This is a genomic window from Rhodococcus marinonascens NBRC 14363, assembly GCF_001894885.1.
Classification (GTDB): Bacteria; Actinomycetota; Actinomycetes; order Mycobacteriales; family Mycobacteriaceae; genus Rhodococcus_F; species Rhodococcus_F marinonascens.
Genome location: NZ_BCXB01000007.1, coordinates 35,927 through 53,153 on the forward strand (window position 1 = coordinate 35,927; position 17,227 = coordinate 53,153).

A 17,227-nucleotide genomic window follows, 5' to 3' on the forward strand; every position below is an offset into this window, starting at 1 on the left:
CCTCCCTGGGCAGTTTGTGTTGTTCAGATTCCGGTTTGGGCGGCAACATCGCACGCCTTGGCGACGATTTCGTCGATTCGGTCAGCGGTCGGTGTACCTGCCGCCGCCCGATTCTGTGGTTCGTCCTGCGCCCTACGCATGACGCCCTCGGCAATGACCGCGATCTTCCACAGTCCGAGGACGTGCCAGAACCCTAGCGCCTTCGGGTCACGCCCGGTGGCGTCGAGATAGGCCTCGGCGATCTCCTCGCGGCTCGGAAAGCCCTCGAGGGTGGATGCGGGGAAATCACCGCCGGTCTTCTCGCCCGGTGCGGGCCAGTACGCGAGCAGGCTGCCGATGTCGGCGAGAGGATCGCCCAGAGTGCACAGTTCCCAATCCAGCGCCGCGGTCACCTCGCCCGTGTCGGCCGAGGTGATCACATTCCTCAGATGGAAGTCGCCGTGCACCAGCGTGAGCTCGCGTTGCTCGGGCGCCGAGACGCCGAGTCGTCGCGTCAGGTCGTCGAGGGCGGGCAGGTCGCGGGTCTTCGACTTCTCCCACTGTCCGGACCATCGCTTGAGCTGGCGGTGGGCATACGATTTGTGGCTGGCCAGATCGATAAGTCCCGTCTGCTCGAGATCGACAGCATGGATCTTCACCAGGGTGCGCGGCAGTGACAGGCCGATCACCCTGCGACGGTCCGGTGCCAGCGACTCCGCGATGGACATTCGATCGACCACTTGACCGTCGACGAACTCCATCAGCAGGAGAGGGACGTCGCTCACCGCCGGATCTTCCGTCAGCCCGAACACCCGGGGCGTCGGAACTGCAGTGTCCTCGAGTGCGGACAGGATCCGGGCCTCCCTGGCGACGTCGTGCGCCGACGCGAGCAGGTGTCCGAGCGGGGGGCGCCTGAGCACCCACCGTCGATCGCCCTGATCCTGCACGAGGTAGGTGAGGTTGGATTGACCGAGACCGATCCGGCCGAAGGTCAACGCTCCCGAGTGGTCGATGCCGAGAGTGCCGAACCAGCGGTTCACGGCGTCGGTGTCGATACCAACGACATCCGTACTAGACACCGAGCGTTGCTCCCTGCCGGAACGGGAGCGCGTCGCCGAGTAGTTGACCACCGTCGATCACCATCGTCTCGCCGGTGATCCAACTCGCGGCGTCGGACACCAGGAAGGCCACCGCGCTTGCGATGTCCTCCGGTTCGCCGATGCGTCCCAGTGCAGTCGATGCCGACACAGCCTGCTCGTGCTCTCTCCAGAGAGCTTCAGCCAGTTTCGTCCGCACGACACCGGGTGCAACGGCATTGACTCGCACCTTCGGGGAGAGTTCCATCGCCAGTTGCTTCGTCAGATGGATAAGCGCGGCCTTGGACGCGTTGTACAGACCGATGTGCGCCTCGTGGGCCATTCCGCCGATGGACGCGGTGTTGACCACCGCTCCGCCGTGCTCGCCCATCCAGGCCCGAGTGGCCAGTCCCGTCCACAGCACGGGGGCCCACAGGTTCACATCGAAGGTCTTGGCGAATCGCGCGTGGTCCTGATCGATCACCGGCCCGAACGCAGGGTTGGTTCCCGCGTTGTTGACCAGGATGTCCAGGCTGCCGAAGCGTTCCAGGGTGACGTCGACGCAGCGCCTGGCGGCGTCTTCGTCGACCGCGTGCGCGCCGACTCCGATCGCCGTACCCCCGACCTGCGCTGCGGCGGCGTCAGCGGACTCCTGGGACCGAGAGGTGAGCACCACGTTGCCACCGGCCGCCGTGATCGCCTTTGCTACGGCCAAGCCAATGCCCCGCGACGCGCCGGTGACGATCGCGGTACGTCCGGTGAGGTCGAGTCCGGCCATGTCAGCTCACCGCAACCTTGTGTCCGTTGGCCGAAGCGCCGGCAGTGGTGTCGCGGTACTTACGCAGTTCCTGCTTGGCGATAGCGCGCTTGTGGACCTCGTCGGGGCCGTCTGCCAACCGCAACGTCCGCAGGTGCGCATAGGCCATTGCTAGCGGGAAGTCGTCGGTCACGCCCGCGGCGCCGTGCACCTGAATGGCACGATCGACGATCTTCAACGCGATATTCGGCGCCGCCACCTTGATCGCCGCGATCTCCATCCGCGCCTCCTTGTTCCCCACCGTATCCATCAGATACGCCGCCTTCAGCGTCAGCAACCGGATCATCTCGATCTCGATCCGTGCCTCCGCGATCCAATCCTGAATGTTGGCGTTCTCACTGACCGGCTTGCCGAACGTCACCCGCGACGACGCCCGGCGGCACATCAACTCCAAAGTCCGCTCGGCCATCCCGATCGCCCGCATGCAGTGGTGGATACGACCCGGACCCAACCGCGCCTGCGAGATCGCGAAGCCCTCGCCCGCACCCTTCAGCACGTCCTTCGCCGGCACCCGCACATCGGCGAAGTCGATCTCGGCGTGACCCTCCCGGTCCTGGTAACCGAACACCGGAAGACCGCGCATCAGCGTCACACCCGGGGCATCGATCGGAACGACCATCATCGACTGCTGCCGGTGCGGAGCAGCCGACGGGTCCGTCTTGCCCATCACGATCATGACCTTGCAATTCTTGTGCAATGCGTTGGACGCAAACCACTTCCGGCCGTTCAGCACGTACTCGTCACCGTCACGAACCATCGACAGCGCAATGTTCGTGGCATCCGAACTCGCCACCGCAGGCTCGGTCATCGCGAACGCCGACGCCATCGTCCCGTCCAGCAATGGCTGGAGGTACTTCTCCTTGTGCTCCTCGGTACCGAACAGCTGGAGCACCTCCATGTTGCCTGTGTCCGGGGCATTGCAGTTACACGCCTCCGACGCAATGAAGCTGCGACCCATGATCTCCGCCAGCGGCGCGTACTCGAGATTCGTCAACCCCGGACCGGAATCGGGATGCGGGTGGAAGAGGTTCCACAAACCACGACGGCGCGCCTCCGCCTTGAGTTCCTCGATGATCGGCGGCTGGAAATGCGGGTCATCCGACTCCCGCATCTGCTCGTCGTACACCGCCTCCGCCGGATACACGTGCGCGTCCATGAACTCCAGCAGATCAGTCTGGTACTGCTGAGCGCGGTCCGAGATGTCAAACAGGGACATGGGAACTCCTGACTGGTAGTGGAAGAAAATTTGGTGCGCGCTTGTCCAGGTGACTCTGTACACCCTCGACGAAATCGACCCCACGGAATGCTTGCGGCATCAGGCTTTCCGCCCGGGCTACGGATTCGGCGTAGGTGGAGTCCGCGTCGTCTCGTAGTTGGTTCTTGATGGTGGCCAGGGAGGTCGGTGAGCAGTGCGTCGAGAGATCCGCGGCGTAGGCGACGGCCGCATCCAGCACGTTGCCGCTGGCGATCTGATCCACAAGTCCGATGCGCAGCGCCTCATCGGCGTCCACCATACGACTCGACAACAGTAGGTCGGCGGCCCGGCTTCGTCCGATCAACCGCGGAAGCATCCACGAGATGCCGTACTCGGCGATCAACCCACGCTTGGCGAATGCGGTCGTGAACCGGGCTGACGTCGATGCGAACCGGATGTCGCAGTAGAGCGCCTCCACCATCCCCAGTCCGGCGGCAACCCCGTTGATCGCGCCGATAAGCGGTTTGCGCAACCGCGAGGGCAGGTCACGAGGACGCGCACGCTCGAGGTCGGCCCCAGTGAAGTCGGCGGCGGAGACGTCGCCGACGGCCTGCAGTCGATCGAGTTCGGCGCCGGCACAGAACCCTCGTCCCGCGCCGGTCACTACGATCGCGCGGACCGCCGGATCGTCTTCGGCCTCGCCGAGCAGGGCGAAGTAGCAGTCCTCGAGTTCGTCGGTCCAAGCGTTCAACTTGGCAGGCCTGTTGAACGTCAGCACCAGGACGGGTCCGCGACGATCGGAGAGGACGAGATCCTCGGGTTCGCTCGTCACACGTGCCCCAGCAGGGAACCCTGGTAACGGCGCATCCCCCGAATCCATCGGTCGTAGTCGGACCCCTTCTGCTGATACATCGAGAGGACGTTCCCGTGTGGAAGCACCAGGAAGGTTTCCCGGTCCACGGCGTCGAGCACGACATCGGCGACCTGCGCGGGTTGGAGCACCTCTCCGGCCGACATGACCGCCTGCGTGGCTGCCACCCCCAAAGGGTCACCCGAATCCCGCCCGGCGTAGAGCATCGCGGTGTCCACTCCCATGGGGCACAGGCAACTCACGCAGATCCCCTGATCACCGTAGGTGACCGACAACCACTCCGCGAACCCGACGGCCGCGTGCTTGGTGACCGCGTACGTCGCCGAGCCGATCTGGGTGAGCAGGCCCGCAGCGGACGCCGTCGTGACGAAGTAGCCCTCCCCACGCTCGATCCACTTCGGCACGAGTTGCTGCGCCGCGCGGATATGGGCGCGGAGATTGACGTCGAGGACGTGATCCCAGTCGGCGTCGCTCGCTTCCAATCCGGGAGCACCCCCGACGCCCGCGTTGGCGAAGTACAGCGCGACGGGCCCGAACTCGGTTTCCGCGCGCTCGATGATGCGCCGAATATGATCAGCATTCGCGACATCGGCACCTTCGGCGAGCGCAGATCCCGGGTGCCGGTCGTTGATTCGGTTGGCAACCGCGGCGGCGGCAGTCGGGTCGAGATCGGCGACCATCACCTTGGCGCCCTGTGCGGCGAGGCGTTCAGCGATTGCGCCGCCGATACCGCCACCTCCGCCCGTCACGATGGCGACCTTTTGTGCAACCTTCACGAGATGTCATCTCCTTCGCCGAGCGTTGTGATTAGCGTCTCCCTTTTGTATAGTTGAATCCGTCGTCAAGTTCAAGTGCCTGGGTCCTACCAGCGGTAACGCAGTTCGATGCAGTCAACATGACACGCCGACCCCATGCACCACCCGAATCCATGCACCACCCGAAATAGAGGGAGACAGATGATCGAGACCACCACACTGCCCGTCCGTCCGTCGAGCTTCGACGAGTTGACCGCGTTGATCGGCAAGGAACTAGGCCCCACCGAATGGCACGACGTCACCCAGCAACGGGTCAACGATTTCGCGGACGCCACCGACGACCATCAGTGGATCCACATCGATCCCGAACGCGCCGCTGCCAGCCCGCTCGGCGGCACCATCGCGCACGGGTTGTACAGCCTGTCTCTCGGACCGGCACTTTCCGCACAGCTACTGCGATTCGACGGCTTCGCGCACGGCCTGAACTACGGCTATAACAAGGTGCGGTTTCCCGCTCCCGTACCGGTCGGTTCGCGCATCCGGATGCGCGCTACGGTGCTGTCCGCCGAAAAGGTCGGCGGCGGAATCCAGGTCACGATGAGCCAGGTCGTCGAGCGCGAAGGGTCCGACAAGCCGGTGGTCGTGTCCGAGTCCGTCTCTCGCGTCGTCGAGGCCGCCCCGCAGCCGTAAGCACGCGTCGACCCGCCCGCGCTCGACCCGCACCCCGCGGATGATCCCAGATCAGAGTTCGCATCGGAGGCTGAAGCATGGCAAATGTGATCGACCCCGTGTCCCACCACTCGGACACCACTCCCGACAACATCGCACTACGGGGTGCGGACAGCACCTTGACCTACCAACAGTTGCTCACCGAGGCCGTTCGCTACGCGGGCACCCTCATCGAGGCAGGCCTTTCCCCCGGCGATCGGGTCCTCCTCGCAGCGCCTTCCGTTCCCGAGTTCGTGGTCGCATACCTGGGGGTCCAGGCGGCGGGCTGCGTCGTGGTCCCGGTGAACACGATGTCCACCCGGCCCGAGACTGAGTACGTCCTTACCGATGCCGGCGTCTCGCTCGCCATTGTCTGGCACGAACTCGGACCCGCCGTCAGCGATGCCGCAGCAGCACTGGACATCCCAGTCTGGACGTTGACACCCGACGGCCCGACAACGGGCGCCGCGCCTGGATCCGTCGCCGACCGGCAACTAGACGAAACCGCCGCCATTCTCTACACGTCCGGCACCACCGGACGACCGAAGGGTGCGGAGCTCACCGTTGGAAACCTGTTGTCCGGCGGTGAGATCGGGATGGAGTGCAGTCGCGGATCGAACCAGGACCGGATCGGTACCGGACTTCCCCTGTTCCACGTGTTCGGTCAGGCCTCGGTCATGATGGCCACGTTCACAGGCGGCGGATCGTTGTCGCTGCTGGCGCGGTTCGATCCGGCAGCGATGCTCGCCATGCTGCGACGCGACCGTCTCACGATCATGGCCGGCGTGCCGACGATGTGGAATGCGATGCTGCACGCGGCAGACGGCGCCGACCCAGAGGACTTCACGAATCTCCGCATCGCCATCTCCGGTGGCGCGTCGTTGCCGGGCAAGGTGGCGCGTGATTTCGAATCGCGATTCGGCTGCACGATCCTCGAGGGATACGGGCTCACCGAGACCACCGCGTTCGGCACGTTCAACGACATCGACCGCGGAGGAAAGATCGGCTACACCGGACGCGCAGTACCGCGTATGGAAGTGGTCGTGAAGGATCCCAACGATGTCACCTGCCCGCCCGGCACTGTCGGTGAGGTGTTCGTGAGGGGTGCGACCGTGATGAAGGGCTACTGGAACCGGCCGTCCGACACAGCGGAGGCACTGTCCACGGACGGGTGGCTACGCACCGGGGATCTCGGGGAGACCGACGCAGACGGGGATCTTCGCATCGTCGACCGATTGAAAGACCTCATCATCCGTGGCGGCTACAACGTATACCCCAGCGAAGTAGAAGAGGCCCTCTACGCGCACCCCGGCATCGTCGAGGCAGCGGTCGTCGGCGTACCGGACGACCACTACGGAGAAGAGGTAGCCGCGGTGGTGGCGACTGTACCCGGCACAGAACTCGACAGTGCCGAACTGATCGCCTGGGCGCGGGAAAGACTGTCCGCATACAAGATTCCCCGAATCATCTCTGTCGTCGACACCCTCCCGAAGGGATCGACCGGCAAAATCCTCAAGCGCTCGATCGACAGGACGGCGCTGCGCCAAGACACGCTGCCTGCCGAAGTACCCGAAAGGTGAAAACACAATGACATCCCTGAACAGACAGGTCCGACTGGCGAAGCGTCCGATCGGTCGGCCCGACGATTCCACGTGGGAGATCACGTCCGAACCGATCTCCGAACCCTCGGCCGGCGAATTCACCGTGCAGGTGGACTACGTGTCACTCGACCCCGCCATGCGCGGATGGCTGAACGACGTGAAGTCGTACGTGCCACCGGTCCAGATCGGCGAGGTGATGCGCACGCACGCCGTCGGCCGGGTGATCGCGTCGCAGAACGCGACGTTCCCCGTCGGCAAGCTCGTCACCGGACCGTTCGGAGTCCAGGAGTTCGCTCTCTCTGATGGGCGCGACGTTGTCATCGCGGACGAGTCGCTCGCGCCTGCACCGACGTGGCTCGGTGCGCTCGGATTTCCAGGAATGACAGCGTATTTCGGTCTTACCGATATCGGCAAGCTCGAGCAGGGCGACACTGTGCTCATCTCCGGTGCCGCGGGAGCGGTCGGGAGCATCGCAGGGCAGATCGCCAAGCTGAAGGGCGCTACGGTCATCGGCATCGCCGGTGGGCAGGAGAAGTGCGCCTGGCTCACCGACGAACTGGGTTTCGACGCCGCGATCGACTACAAGTCCGAATCCGTTGGCAAGGCACTGCATACCGCCGCACCGGACGGCATCGACATCTACTTCGACAACGTCGGCGGCGATATCCTCGACGCCGCACTCGCCCACCTTCGCAAGAACGCGCGGGTCGCACTGTGCGGTGCGATCTCTGGCTACAACGCCACCGATCCGCAGCCTGGCCCATCACGCTATCTCTCACTCCTGATCAACCGGGCCTCGATGACGGGGTTCATCGTGTTCGACTACCTCGACCGGTTCCCTGAGGGGATGAAGGCGATGTCGGAGTGGATTCGCACCGGTGAGATCGTCACCCGCGAGCAGGTGGAAACCGGAGGCGTCGACGCATTCGGCCGCACGCTCAACTTGCTGTTCGACGGTGCCAACACCGGAAAGTTGGTGCTGAAAGTCAGCGATCACTGACAACGCACTCGAACGGGTTTCCTCGGCCGTCATCGCCAAGGTGGCGGCCGTTCCCGATCGGTGACGAATGCCAAGGCTCACTCAAACTCAACGCAGCCTAGCCGCAGCGTAAGTCTTCGTCAGTTGTCTAGTTGTGGCATCACCTCCGAGGCCACCAGCTCAATCTGATCGAGGTCGTCGAAGTCGTGGATTATCAGATAGATGCGGCTGGCCCCGACTTCTGCGCAGCGACCGATCATGTCGACTAGTTCGGCGGGTGAGCCGCCACAGCCGAAGGCGCGCAAGTCGTCGACGCTGCGACCAGTGGGTTCGGCGCGTGAGGCGATCTCGGCGTCGGTTCGCCCACAGCACAGAGTCAAGGTGGTGGAGAACGTGAGTTCGCTGGGATCGCGGCCAACGGCCCGACACGCCTCACGGACTCGCTCGAACTGTTCCGCGGCAAAGTCGATGCCGGTCGTTGGCGCTGTGGATACGTCGCCTGACTCGGTCCCGACTGGCTGCTGATTGAATTCATTGGCGTAGCGGGCGCTGATCGCCGGAGTGCGCTTCGTGCCCCACCCACCCATGATGATGGGAGGACCGCCCGGCTGATGAGGCTTGGGCAGTGCCGGAGAGTTCTCGAGACGAAAATGGTTGCCGTGGTAGCTGAATCGTTCACCAATCGGGGTGCGCCATAGGCCGGTGATCACCGCCAGGTATTCTTCGAGCCGATCGAAGCGCTCCTTCAGCGGCGGATAAGGGATGCCATAGGCGCGATGCTCGATCTCGACCCAGCCTGCACCGACCCCGAAGTCGACCCGTCCGCCGCTCATCTGGTCGATCTGGGCGACCTGGACAGCCAATGGACCCGGGTAGCGGAAGGTTGCTGAGGTAACCAGCGTCCCGAGTCGGATGGAGGAGGTCTCGCGGGCGATCCCCGCCAAAGTCACCCACGCGTCGATTGGCCCCGGCAGGTCATCACCCAAATAGTGGTCGCCTTCGAAGAAGCCTGAGTAGCCGAACTTCTCAGCGGCCTGCGCCAACCGCATGTGCTGTTCGTAGCGCGCCGATCCCGGTCCGGGCGCAGCGTAAATCATCAGTTCCATGGGTGCCGGCCTGCCTTTCGCTTATACCTGGCAGCCATCGCCCGGCGGTGGCCGCAACCCCCTTCCGCTGGATTTTACATCTGATTCATATGCCGTGGCGCCCCCTGGCCTCCACAGACGCGCGAAGGCGCCGCTTGCTATCCCTGTCGGCTGGGATAGCAAGCGGCGCCGCCTGGCTCAGAATGGGCGCTGAGAGCCAACCACCTCATACCCTCTAGTAGAACTGCGCGCCGGGAATCGCCGTGGGATCGTTGCGAACCTCTGCGGGGTTGGTCTCACGAAGCTTCCATGCGCAGAGGAGCGTCACCAAGCCCATCACGGCAATGAAGACCGAAACAAGCGTAGTTGTTCCCGTCCAGTCGATCAGCGCGATCATGATGAACGGCGTACCGCCGCTCACCGTGATAGCAGCGAGTTGGTACGACATCGACGCCGCCGAATACCGGACGTTCGGCGCGAACAACTCGCCGATGTACGCCGCGACGGGCCCGTACGTCATGGACTGGAAGACGCTGCCGACGGTAACCGCGATGAAGAACAGCACGATATTCGCGGTGTTGATCAGCATGAAGTAAGGGAACGCCCACAGTATGATCGCGGCGGCACCGATCAGGATCATGGGCCGGCGTCCGATCTTGTCCGACATGTGTCCGGACCACATGACCACACCGACCGTCAGCCCTGCGCTGAGCAGGGAGACCGTGAGCATGTCGTTGCGATTCATGTCCAGTACCTCGGTGCCGTAGCTGAGCACACCGGCGATGGAGATGTAGAACAATGCGTTGGTAGCCGCGAGCAACCCACATGCGAGCAGAATCTTGCGCCAGTGATCCCTGATCGCCTGTGCCAGCGGCGCGCTGACAACGGTTTCCTTCTTCTTCTTCGCCTCGTTCTGGAGTTCGCGGAACTCTGGAGTGTCCTCTACCTTGTTGTGAATGTAGAGCACGATCGGGAACAGAAGTGCGCTCGCCAAGAACGGGACTCGCCAGCCCCAGCTGAGGAATGCCTCGTTCGATAGTGCCCCGGTGGCACCCAAGAGCACCGCATTACCGAGCAGGACGCCGAACGAGACACCCATCTGACCGAATGTCCCTGAGAACCCTCGACGCTTCGGGCCTGACGACTCGGTAAGCAGGAGGACGATTCCACCCCACTGGCCGCCGCAGGCAAGGCCCTGAACGAACCGCAGGAAGACGAGAAGTATCGGTGCGGCAACGCCGATCGCCGCTGCTCCCGGGAGCAAGCCGATCAGGAACGTTGCGAGACCCATCGCCAGGAGGCTGACGACCACGGCCGGCTTGCGGCCGTATTTGTCGCCGTAGTGACCCGCCACGATGCCACCGATCGGCCGGGCGACGAAGCCCGCCCAGAAAGTGCTGAACGAGAGCAGGGTGGCCATGAGCGGCGATTGGTCGGGAAAGAAGACCTGGGGAAAGACGAGGGCCGCAGCGGTTCCGTAGAGGAAGAAGTCGTACCACTCAATCGAACTGCCGAAGAGTCCCGCTGTCAGCAGTTTTCGGTGCGCGCGCTTACGTTGGACTTCTGCGTCGGTACTCGGCTGCACCGCAGATGTAGTCATCCGATCACTCCTCGAGATAGGTCTACGCATGGACATTGGACGATGATTTAGAACCTGACGCCAACTTCAACTCGGCGAATTCTCGACCAGTGTGTTCGAACGGCCATGTGATGTCAATCGATTGCCGAGAATTCGGATTCTGACATTGTCCTGAAAACTTATCCGTGCCAACAAAACTCGACCTACTGACGAGTAACAATGTCGAGGTACCCGGAGCCGTGCTCATGGCCGATGAGTCACACCGAGAGCCGTCACCACCTGGGAACGCCTGATTTGCGGCGACGACACTGTTCTCCGGCAAGCGATTTCGAGACTCCGTGTACGTACCCGACGTCTACCGGCCTCGAGCGCGGTCAGGAATACGCAGTGCGTTGGTCCACATGCGTGCCAGTCCGGCAGTCAGCTGATTCACCGTGGCCGATTCCCGTTCACTCAGCGGTCCGACGAAGTAGCCGTAGGCCACCCTTCCGACCATCGCGGACAACGCTTTCGATGTCAGCATCGGGTCCAGGGACGCGTCTGCAAGACCGCGAGCCTGGAGGTCGGCGATCGATCGCGCGTTGCGGCCGAAGAACGCCTCGTCCCGTTGACGTGCTAGCTCACGGAAGTTGGGGTCGACGTGCGCAACCTGCTCCAGCAGAGCTAGCAGTCGCGCATTCCGGCGCCACGCATGCAGATAGGCGCGAATGCTCGCTTCCACGACTGCGTGAACGTCCCCCTCGTCCGCCACCCGCCCCATACCCGGGTGCAGAAGGTCGTTCTGCGTCACCTCTACAACGGCCGCAAATACCTCCTCCTTATTGGCGAAGTATGTGTAGAACGAACCGGTGGAGAGTCCGGCCTCCTTGCTGATGTCGACGAGGCGCGCGTCGAGATAGCCTGCGCGCTCGAAGACCACGCGGGCCGCCGCGACCAGGCGGTCGCGGGTACGGACGCCCCGTGCGGTAACCGGCACCGCGTGTGTGGTTCGCGGACTCGACATTTCAGTAGGTGTCAACCTTCTCGAAATACCTTCGCGGCGCCTCCACCAGCATTTCGGCGATCATCTTTTCTGTGACACCTCGCTCTCGGATGTACGGCAGCACGTCGTTCTCGATGTGAAGGTAATGCCACTGAGGCAGTGCCGCCATCACGTTGGGGTCGATCCAGTCGATGTAGCAGGCGGCGTCCTGAGATAGCACCATCTGACTGGCGAACCCGCGGCGGCACATCTCGATGAGCGTCTCGGCGCGCGCTTCGAACGTCGTCTCGAGGTTGATCCCGAACCTGTCCATCCCGAGGATGAAACCAGCCTCGGCCAGTGTGGTCAGATGCTCGACATCAGTGGTGTCGCCGCTGTGTCCGAGCACGATCCGGTCTGGTCGCACTCCCTCTTCGTCGCACATCACGCGCTTGACATGCAGGCCTGCCCCGCTGCCTGGATGGGTGTGCACCGTGATCGGAACCCCGGTGTGCCGGTGCGCCGTCGCGATCGCCCGCATCACTCGCTCGACTCCCGGCGTCGCCCCCTGCTCGTCGATCGCGCACTTCAGCAGCCCCGCACGAACCCCCGTGTCGGCGATTCCCTCTTCGATGTCTTTCACGAACATGTCGACCATGGGGTCGGGAACCTTCGCGCCGACCACGGCGTCCAGCGCCGGACCTCGGTAGTGGAAGAAGAACGGCACGTCGCCGTAGGTGTACAGCCCCGTTGCCGCGACGATGTTCAATTCGGGCAGCTGTTCGGCAACCCTCTGGATGCGCGGAATGTAGCGGCCGAGACCGACGACGGTCGGGTCGACAATGGTTCGGACACCCTGATCGGCGAGTGCCCGCAACTTCGCCACCGCGTCGGAGACCCGCTCCTCCTCGCTCCCCCACTCGTCCGGGTAGTTCTGCTGCACGTCCGGTGTCAGCACGAACACGTGCTCATGCATGTAGGTGCGTCCAAGTTCCGCGCTGTCGATCGGACCGCGGACCGTGTTGATCTGGGTCATGAAGACTCGCCCTCTCCAGGTGTGACTGCCGTCATATTCCTGGCGTAAGGGTAGAGCTAACTTGAATCTGACGTCAACATTTAGTCGGAGTGTCTACTGGATTTCCACGAAGCACCCCGTGCCGTCCCAACGTTCGTTCCGGATTCCACATCGGGCAGCGTGGCTGGCTCGAGCGGGCGCAGCGGATTGCCGACTATCCCTCCCCGGCGGCTTCCCGGATCGGAGCCATGTCGAAATAGTCGCGCCAACTGGTGATCTTGCCGTCGGCGATCTCGAAGACACCGACGACGGGCAGTTCGACGACCTTCCTACCCAGAGTCAACACGTCGGTCCGTTCGTTCATCACCACACCACTCGACTGTTGGGCGTCGGGGCCCTGCCCGCCGTCGGTGATCTGCCGGTGCACTCGGAAGTCGATTCCGCCGAACGCCGCGATGAACCCGGTGATGAACTCGCGGATCGCCTCACGACCGGCGACGGGTTCCATCGGAATATTGTGATAGACGGCATCTTCCGCAAAGTACTCGACAATCTTCGCCGGATCCGGCTCGATCCATTCGGCGCAGAATTGCGTGATCAGTTGATCCGGGGTCATTGGTTCTCCTGTTCGATCGCGTACGGCTCGATGATGGCCATGACGGACTGGATCTCCCCGGCCGGGATGCCGAAATGCTCGGTGACCCGAACCGGCGTGACCTCGGTTTGCGTCGCCCCGAGATCGAGCAGGAATTGGGCCACCACGTTGTCGCCCCACTCGTGGAACGAGAGTTCACGCACAGCCTGGATGGCCTGGTACTGAAATCCGTTCTCGAGTTCGTCCCGGATGAAGGCCCCCGACTCGCCGGTGCGCTGCCCGTTCTCCACCCGCCACGCGTTGTCGGCGAGACGCACCTTGGTGGCGTCGTGGCTGACGAGTGCATCGATGTAGGCCCGGGCCATCGCGACACGCCCGCTGTCTGCAATGTCGCCGGCATGCTCGGCAATAGCGGCAAGCAAGGGCTGCGCCAACTCCGGCCGGCAGATCAAAAGGTCGGGCAGATAGGGGTGGGATTCGTTGTAACCCAAGGGGGTTCCGTCGATCCGCGAACAGTGCAGGCCCGCGGCCTTGGCGACGCCCACCGGTGCCGCCGAGTCCCATTCCCACTGTCCGCCGGAATGGACGTAGGCATCCACGTCGCCGCGGAGCACGGCCATCGCTTTCGCGCCCGCCGAACCCATCGTCGAGACCTCGGCACCGATCGCGGTCGCGACGGCATCGACGAAGCCGGGGGGCCTGCTTGCGCTCACGACGATGCGCGGGCGTGCCGGCACCCGCTCGGCGTGCACGGTGTTAGAGCCGTCGTCACTGACGTACACGGCACCCAGTGCCGGTTGCGCGACCGCCGCTGCAGTGATGCCGCGACCGCGTTCCCACAGCGCAATGTGCACTGCCCAGTCCGAACGCCCAGGTATCCCGTATTCCTTGGAACCGTCGAGAGGGTCGATGATCCACACCCGCGAACTCTCCAGCCGCGACCGATCGTCGGTGGACTCCTCGGAGAGGATCGCATCCTCGGGCCGCTCCGCGAAGAGTTTGCCGAGGATGTACGCGTCGGCGGCGACGTCGCCGCGCCTGCCCAGTTCACGCCCATCCGATCCGAGCCCAGCGGCGCGGATGTCCAGTAGCAGGGCTCCGGCACCGGAGGCGATGTCGGCCGCGAGTCGCGCGTCAGTGATCACGTCTCAACAATTCCATAATTCTCACAGCTTGTTCGGTCGGCGTACCGTCTTCGGGCCGGAGCACCAATTCGGCGTTCTCGGGGGCCTCGTACGGGTCGTCCACTCCGGTGAACCCGGTGATCTCCCCCGCCCGCGCTTTCGCATACATGCCTTTGGGGTCGCGCGCCTCGCACTGCTCCACCGGGGTGTCGATGTATACCTCGAGAAATTCGAGTCCCGCGGCGCGATGTTCTTCCCGAACGTGCTCCCGGTCCGCACGGTACGGGCTGATCAGCGACGCGATCGCGACCACGCCGGAGTCTGCCAGTAATTGGGCAACCGCGCCGACGCGTCGCACGTTCTCGGCGCGGTCCTGCGCGCTGAATCCAAGGTCCGAGTTGAGACCGTGTCGCAGGTTGTCCCCGTCGAGACGGTAGGCGGGCACGCCGGACGCGATCAGTCGCCGCTCGAGTTCCACCGCGACCGTCGATTTCCCGGAGGCAGACAGTCCGGTCAGCCAGACCGTGCGCCCACGGGTGGCCCGTTCCGCCCTCGATACAGCCGCGGCGTGCCACACCACCTTGGACTGAGACAGCGTCGGACCGGTGATCATGCCCGCAGCGACGGTGTTGTGCGTCGACTCGTCGACGAGGATGAAACTACCGGTCACGTGGTTGCGGCGGTACGGGTCGAACATCAAAGGTTGAGACGTCTTCAACTGGATGCGGCCGATCTCGTTGAGCGAGAGAGACTGCGCGGTCTCGTCGCGATGCAGGGTGTTGACGTCGAGTCGGTAGTCCAGCCGTACCACGGACGCCTTGGTGGCTCGGGTGGTGTGCAGCAGCGTGTAGCGAGCATCCGGCTTCAACGAAGACTGTTCACTGAACCAGCAGACCATCGCGTCGAGTTCCTGCCCTACGAGTGGGCGGTTGTTGGGGCGGCACAGCATATCCCCGCGGCTCACGTCCAACTGATCAGCTAGCTGCACGCACACCGCGGACATGGTGAAAGCCTCGCTCAGGGCCGCTCCGCCGGGTCCCCATATAGCGCTGATCGTGGAAGTGAATCCCGACGGCAACGCCACCACCTCGTCGCCCGGCTTGAACACACCACTGGCGACCGTCCCGGCATACCCGCGGAAGTCGTGCAGCGCGGGATCGGTCTGGCGCCCCGGCCGGACCACATACTGCACCGGGATCCGGGCGTCGATGAGATTGCGGTCAGACGCCACGTGCACCTGTTCGAGGTAGTGCAGCAGTGACGCACCCTCGTACCAGGGCATGTTGACCGTTCGCTGCGCGATGTTGTCGCCGCGCAGCGCCGATACCGGGATGAACGTGAGGTCATGGACCTCGAGTTTGATCGCGAATTGCCTGAACTCCTCCTTGATCTCCTCGAACCGTTCCTCGGACCACCCGACGAGGTCCATCTTGTTGACGCACAGCACGAGGTGGGGAATTCCGAGGAGGCTGGCGATGAAAGCGTGGCGACGGGTCTGCTCGAGGATTCCTTTGCGGGCGTCGACGAGAATCAGCGCCAGGTCAGCGGTCGAGGCCCCGGTCACCATGTTCCGCGTGTACTGCTCGTGACCCGGTGTGTCCGCGATGATGAACTTGCGATGCGGAGTGGCGAAGTAGCGATGGGCGACGTCGATCGTGATGCCCTGTTCGCGTTCGGCACGCAGGCCGTCGGTGAGCAGCGCTAGATTGGTGTGTTCGTCGCCTCGTTGACGACTGGTGCGTTCCACCGCCTCGAGTTGATCCTCGAAGATCGCCTTCGAGTCGTAGAGCAGACGGCCGATCAGGGTGGACTTGCCGTCGTCGACGCTGCCCGCCGTTGCGACGCGGAGAAGCTGCGGCATCAGAAGTACCCTTCCTTCTTGCGGTCTTCCATACCGGCTTCGGAGATCCGGTCGTCCGCGCGGGTGGCGCCGCGCTCGGTCAGCCTGCTCGCTGCCACCTCCGTGACAACGGCCTCGGCGCTGGTTGCGGACGATTCGACGCACCCCGTGCAGGTGGCGTCGCCGACTGTCCGGAAACGCACCAGTGCTTCGTACGGCTCATCGCCGGGAAGGAGCGTGAGGAACCGTGTGTGCGCCAACAGCATTCCGTCGCGGGGCACAACCTGGCGGCGGTGAGCGTAGTACAGTGAGGGCAGTTCGATCCGCTCCTCGCTGATGTACTGCCAGATGTCGAGTTCGGTCCAGTTCGACAGCGGGAACACCCGGATGTGCTCACCCTTGCGGTGCCGGCCGTTGTACAGGCTCCACAGTTCGGGGCGTTGCGCCCGCGGTTCCCACTGCCCTAACACGTCCCGGAAACTGAAGACTCTCTCCTTGGCTCGGGCCTTCTCCTCGTCACGTCGGGCGCCGCCGAAGACGGCGTCGAAGTTGTTGTCCCTGATGCCGCGCAGCAGTGCCGTGGTCTGGAGTCGGTTACGACTGGCGTGAGGTCCCGTCTCCTCGCTGACCCGCCCGGCTTCGATGTCGTCCTGGACACTCGACACGACCATCCGTAGGCCGAGACGGTCGACGGTCCGGTCGCGGAACTCGATGACGTCGTCGAAGTTGTGGCCGGTGTCGACGTGCATAACTGTGAACGGAAGCGGCGAGGGCCAGAACGCTTTTGCGGCGACGTGGAGCATCACCACCGAGTCCTTGCCGCCGGAGAACAGCAGTACCGGATGCTCGAACGTAGCGGCCACCTCACGGAAGATGTGAACGGCCTCGGCTTCGAGTGCGCCGAGGTGGGACAACTCGTACACGGGCGGTGTGGTCGATGCGGTCATGGGCGACTCCTCGGTGCGAGTGTCATACCGGCCATTGGTCCATATTTGGACCAACTCGGTTCGAAAATGATTACGCCTCCGAGAATAGAACGTGTTTCAG

The 17,227-nt window shown here is 63.8% G+C and carries 16 protein-coding genes; 3 read left to right on the plus strand and 13 right to left on the minus strand.

Annotated elements, in window-relative coordinates:
- Positions 1-23: 23 nt before the first annotated feature.
- Genes RM2_RS07395 through RM2_RS07415 form a run of 5 tightly spaced genes read right to left on the minus strand, consistent with a single transcriptional unit; the run spans position 24 to position 4,714 of the window.
- Positions 24-1,058 carry a phosphotransferase family protein gene (locus tag RM2_RS07395; protein WP_072688291.1) on the minus strand — a complete coding sequence of 345 codons (1,035 nt, stop codon included), beginning with the start codon at positions 1,056-1,058 and terminating at the stop codon, positions 24-26.
- Positions 1,051-1,833, minus strand: coding sequence for an SDR family oxidoreductase (locus RM2_RS07400; protein ID WP_072688192.1), 783 nt, complete (start codon positions 1,831-1,833; stop codon positions 1,051-1,053). The genes RM2_RS07395 and RM2_RS07400 overlap by 8 nt, the downstream gene beginning before the upstream one ends.
- A 1-nt stretch (position 1,834) precedes the next feature.
- Complete coding sequence (locus RM2_RS07405; protein WP_072688193.1) at positions 1,835-3,088, minus strand: acyl-CoA dehydrogenase family protein; 1,254 nt, start codon at positions 3,086-3,088, stop codon at positions 1,835-1,837.
- Complete coding sequence (locus RM2_RS07410; protein WP_072688194.1) at positions 3,075-3,899, minus strand: enoyl-CoA hydratase-related protein; 825 nt, start codon at positions 3,897-3,899, stop codon at positions 3,075-3,077. The genes RM2_RS07405 and RM2_RS07410 overlap by 14 nt, the downstream gene beginning before the upstream one ends.
- Positions 3,896-4,714, minus strand: coding sequence for an SDR family oxidoreductase (locus RM2_RS07415; protein WP_072688195.1), 819 nt, complete (start codon positions 4,712-4,714; stop codon positions 3,896-3,898). Before RM2_RS07415 ends, RM2_RS07410 begins: the two co-directional genes overlap by 4 nt.
- Before the next feature lie 180 nt (positions 4,715-4,894).
- On the opposite strand from RM2_RS07415, the gene RM2_RS07420 reads away from it, so the two are divergent.
- The 3 genes from RM2_RS07420 to RM2_RS07430 all read left to right on the plus strand — a co-directional run bounded on the left by RM2_RS07420 (position 4,895) and on the right by RM2_RS07430 (position 8,002).
- Complete coding sequence (locus tag RM2_RS07420; protein ID WP_072688196.1) at positions 4,895-5,383, plus strand: MaoC family dehydratase; 489 nt, start codon at positions 4,895-4,897, stop codon at positions 5,381-5,383.
- A gap of 77 nt (positions 5,384-5,460) precedes the next feature.
- Positions 5,461-6,981, plus strand: coding sequence for an AMP-binding protein (locus RM2_RS07425; RefSeq protein WP_072688197.1), 1,521 nt, complete (start codon positions 5,461-5,463; stop codon positions 6,979-6,981).
- 7 nt (positions 6,982-6,988) lie between these two features.
- A complete protein-coding gene (locus tag RM2_RS07430; protein ID WP_072688198.1) occupies positions 6,989-8,002 on the plus strand; it encodes an NADP-dependent oxidoreductase in 1,014 nt (337 codons plus the stop codon).
- Positions 8,003-8,121: 119 nt separating this feature from the next.
- Here RM2_RS07430 and RM2_RS07435 read toward each other — a convergent pair whose 3' ends face one another.
- From RM2_RS07435 to cysD, 8 genes are all read right to left on the minus strand, one after another.
- Complete coding sequence (locus RM2_RS07435; protein WP_072688199.1) at positions 8,122-9,087, minus strand: LLM class F420-dependent oxidoreductase; 966 nt, start codon at positions 9,085-9,087, stop codon at positions 8,122-8,124.
- Positions 9,088-9,301: 214 nt separating this feature from the next.
- Entirely contained in the window at positions 9,302-10,666 is a 1,365-nt protein-coding gene (locus tag RM2_RS07440) for an MFS transporter (RefSeq protein WP_072688200.1), read from the minus strand.
- Positions 10,667-11,000: 334 nt separating this feature from the next.
- Positions 11,001-11,648 carry a TetR/AcrR family transcriptional regulator gene (locus RM2_RS07445; RefSeq protein ID WP_072688201.1) on the minus strand — a complete coding sequence of 216 codons (648 nt, stop codon included), beginning with the start codon at positions 11,646-11,648 and terminating at the stop codon, positions 11,001-11,003.
- 1 nt (position 11,649) lies between these two features.
- Positions 11,650-12,642 (minus strand): phosphotriesterase family protein, encoded by a 993-nt coding sequence (locus tag RM2_RS07450; protein ID WP_072688202.1) that lies wholly within the window; start codon positions 12,640-12,642, stop codon positions 11,650-11,652.
- Positions 12,643-12,835: 193 nt separating this feature from the next.
- Positions 12,836-13,237, minus strand: a complete 402-nt coding sequence (locus RM2_RS07455; RefSeq protein WP_072688203.1) for a limonene-1,2-epoxide hydrolase family protein — start codon at positions 13,235-13,237, stop codon at positions 12,836-12,838.
- Positions 13,234-14,361, minus strand: a complete 1,128-nt coding sequence (locus RM2_RS07460) for a 3'(2'),5'-bisphosphate nucleotidase CysQ (protein WP_072688204.1) — start codon at positions 14,359-14,361, stop codon at positions 13,234-13,236. The genes RM2_RS07455 and RM2_RS07460 overlap by 4 nt, the downstream gene beginning before the upstream one ends.
- Entirely contained in the window at positions 14,351-16,201 is a 1,851-nt protein-coding gene (gene cysC, locus RM2_RS07465) for an adenylyl-sulfate kinase (RefSeq protein ID WP_072688205.1), read from the minus strand. Before cysC ends, RM2_RS07460 begins: the two co-directional genes overlap by 11 nt.
- Entirely contained in the window at positions 16,201-17,127 is a 927-nt protein-coding gene (gene cysD / locus RM2_RS07470) for a sulfate adenylyltransferase subunit CysD (protein ID WP_072688206.1), read from the minus strand. The genes cysC and cysD overlap by 1 nt, the downstream gene beginning before the upstream one ends.
- Between the last annotated feature and the right edge of the window lie 100 nt (positions 17,128-17,227).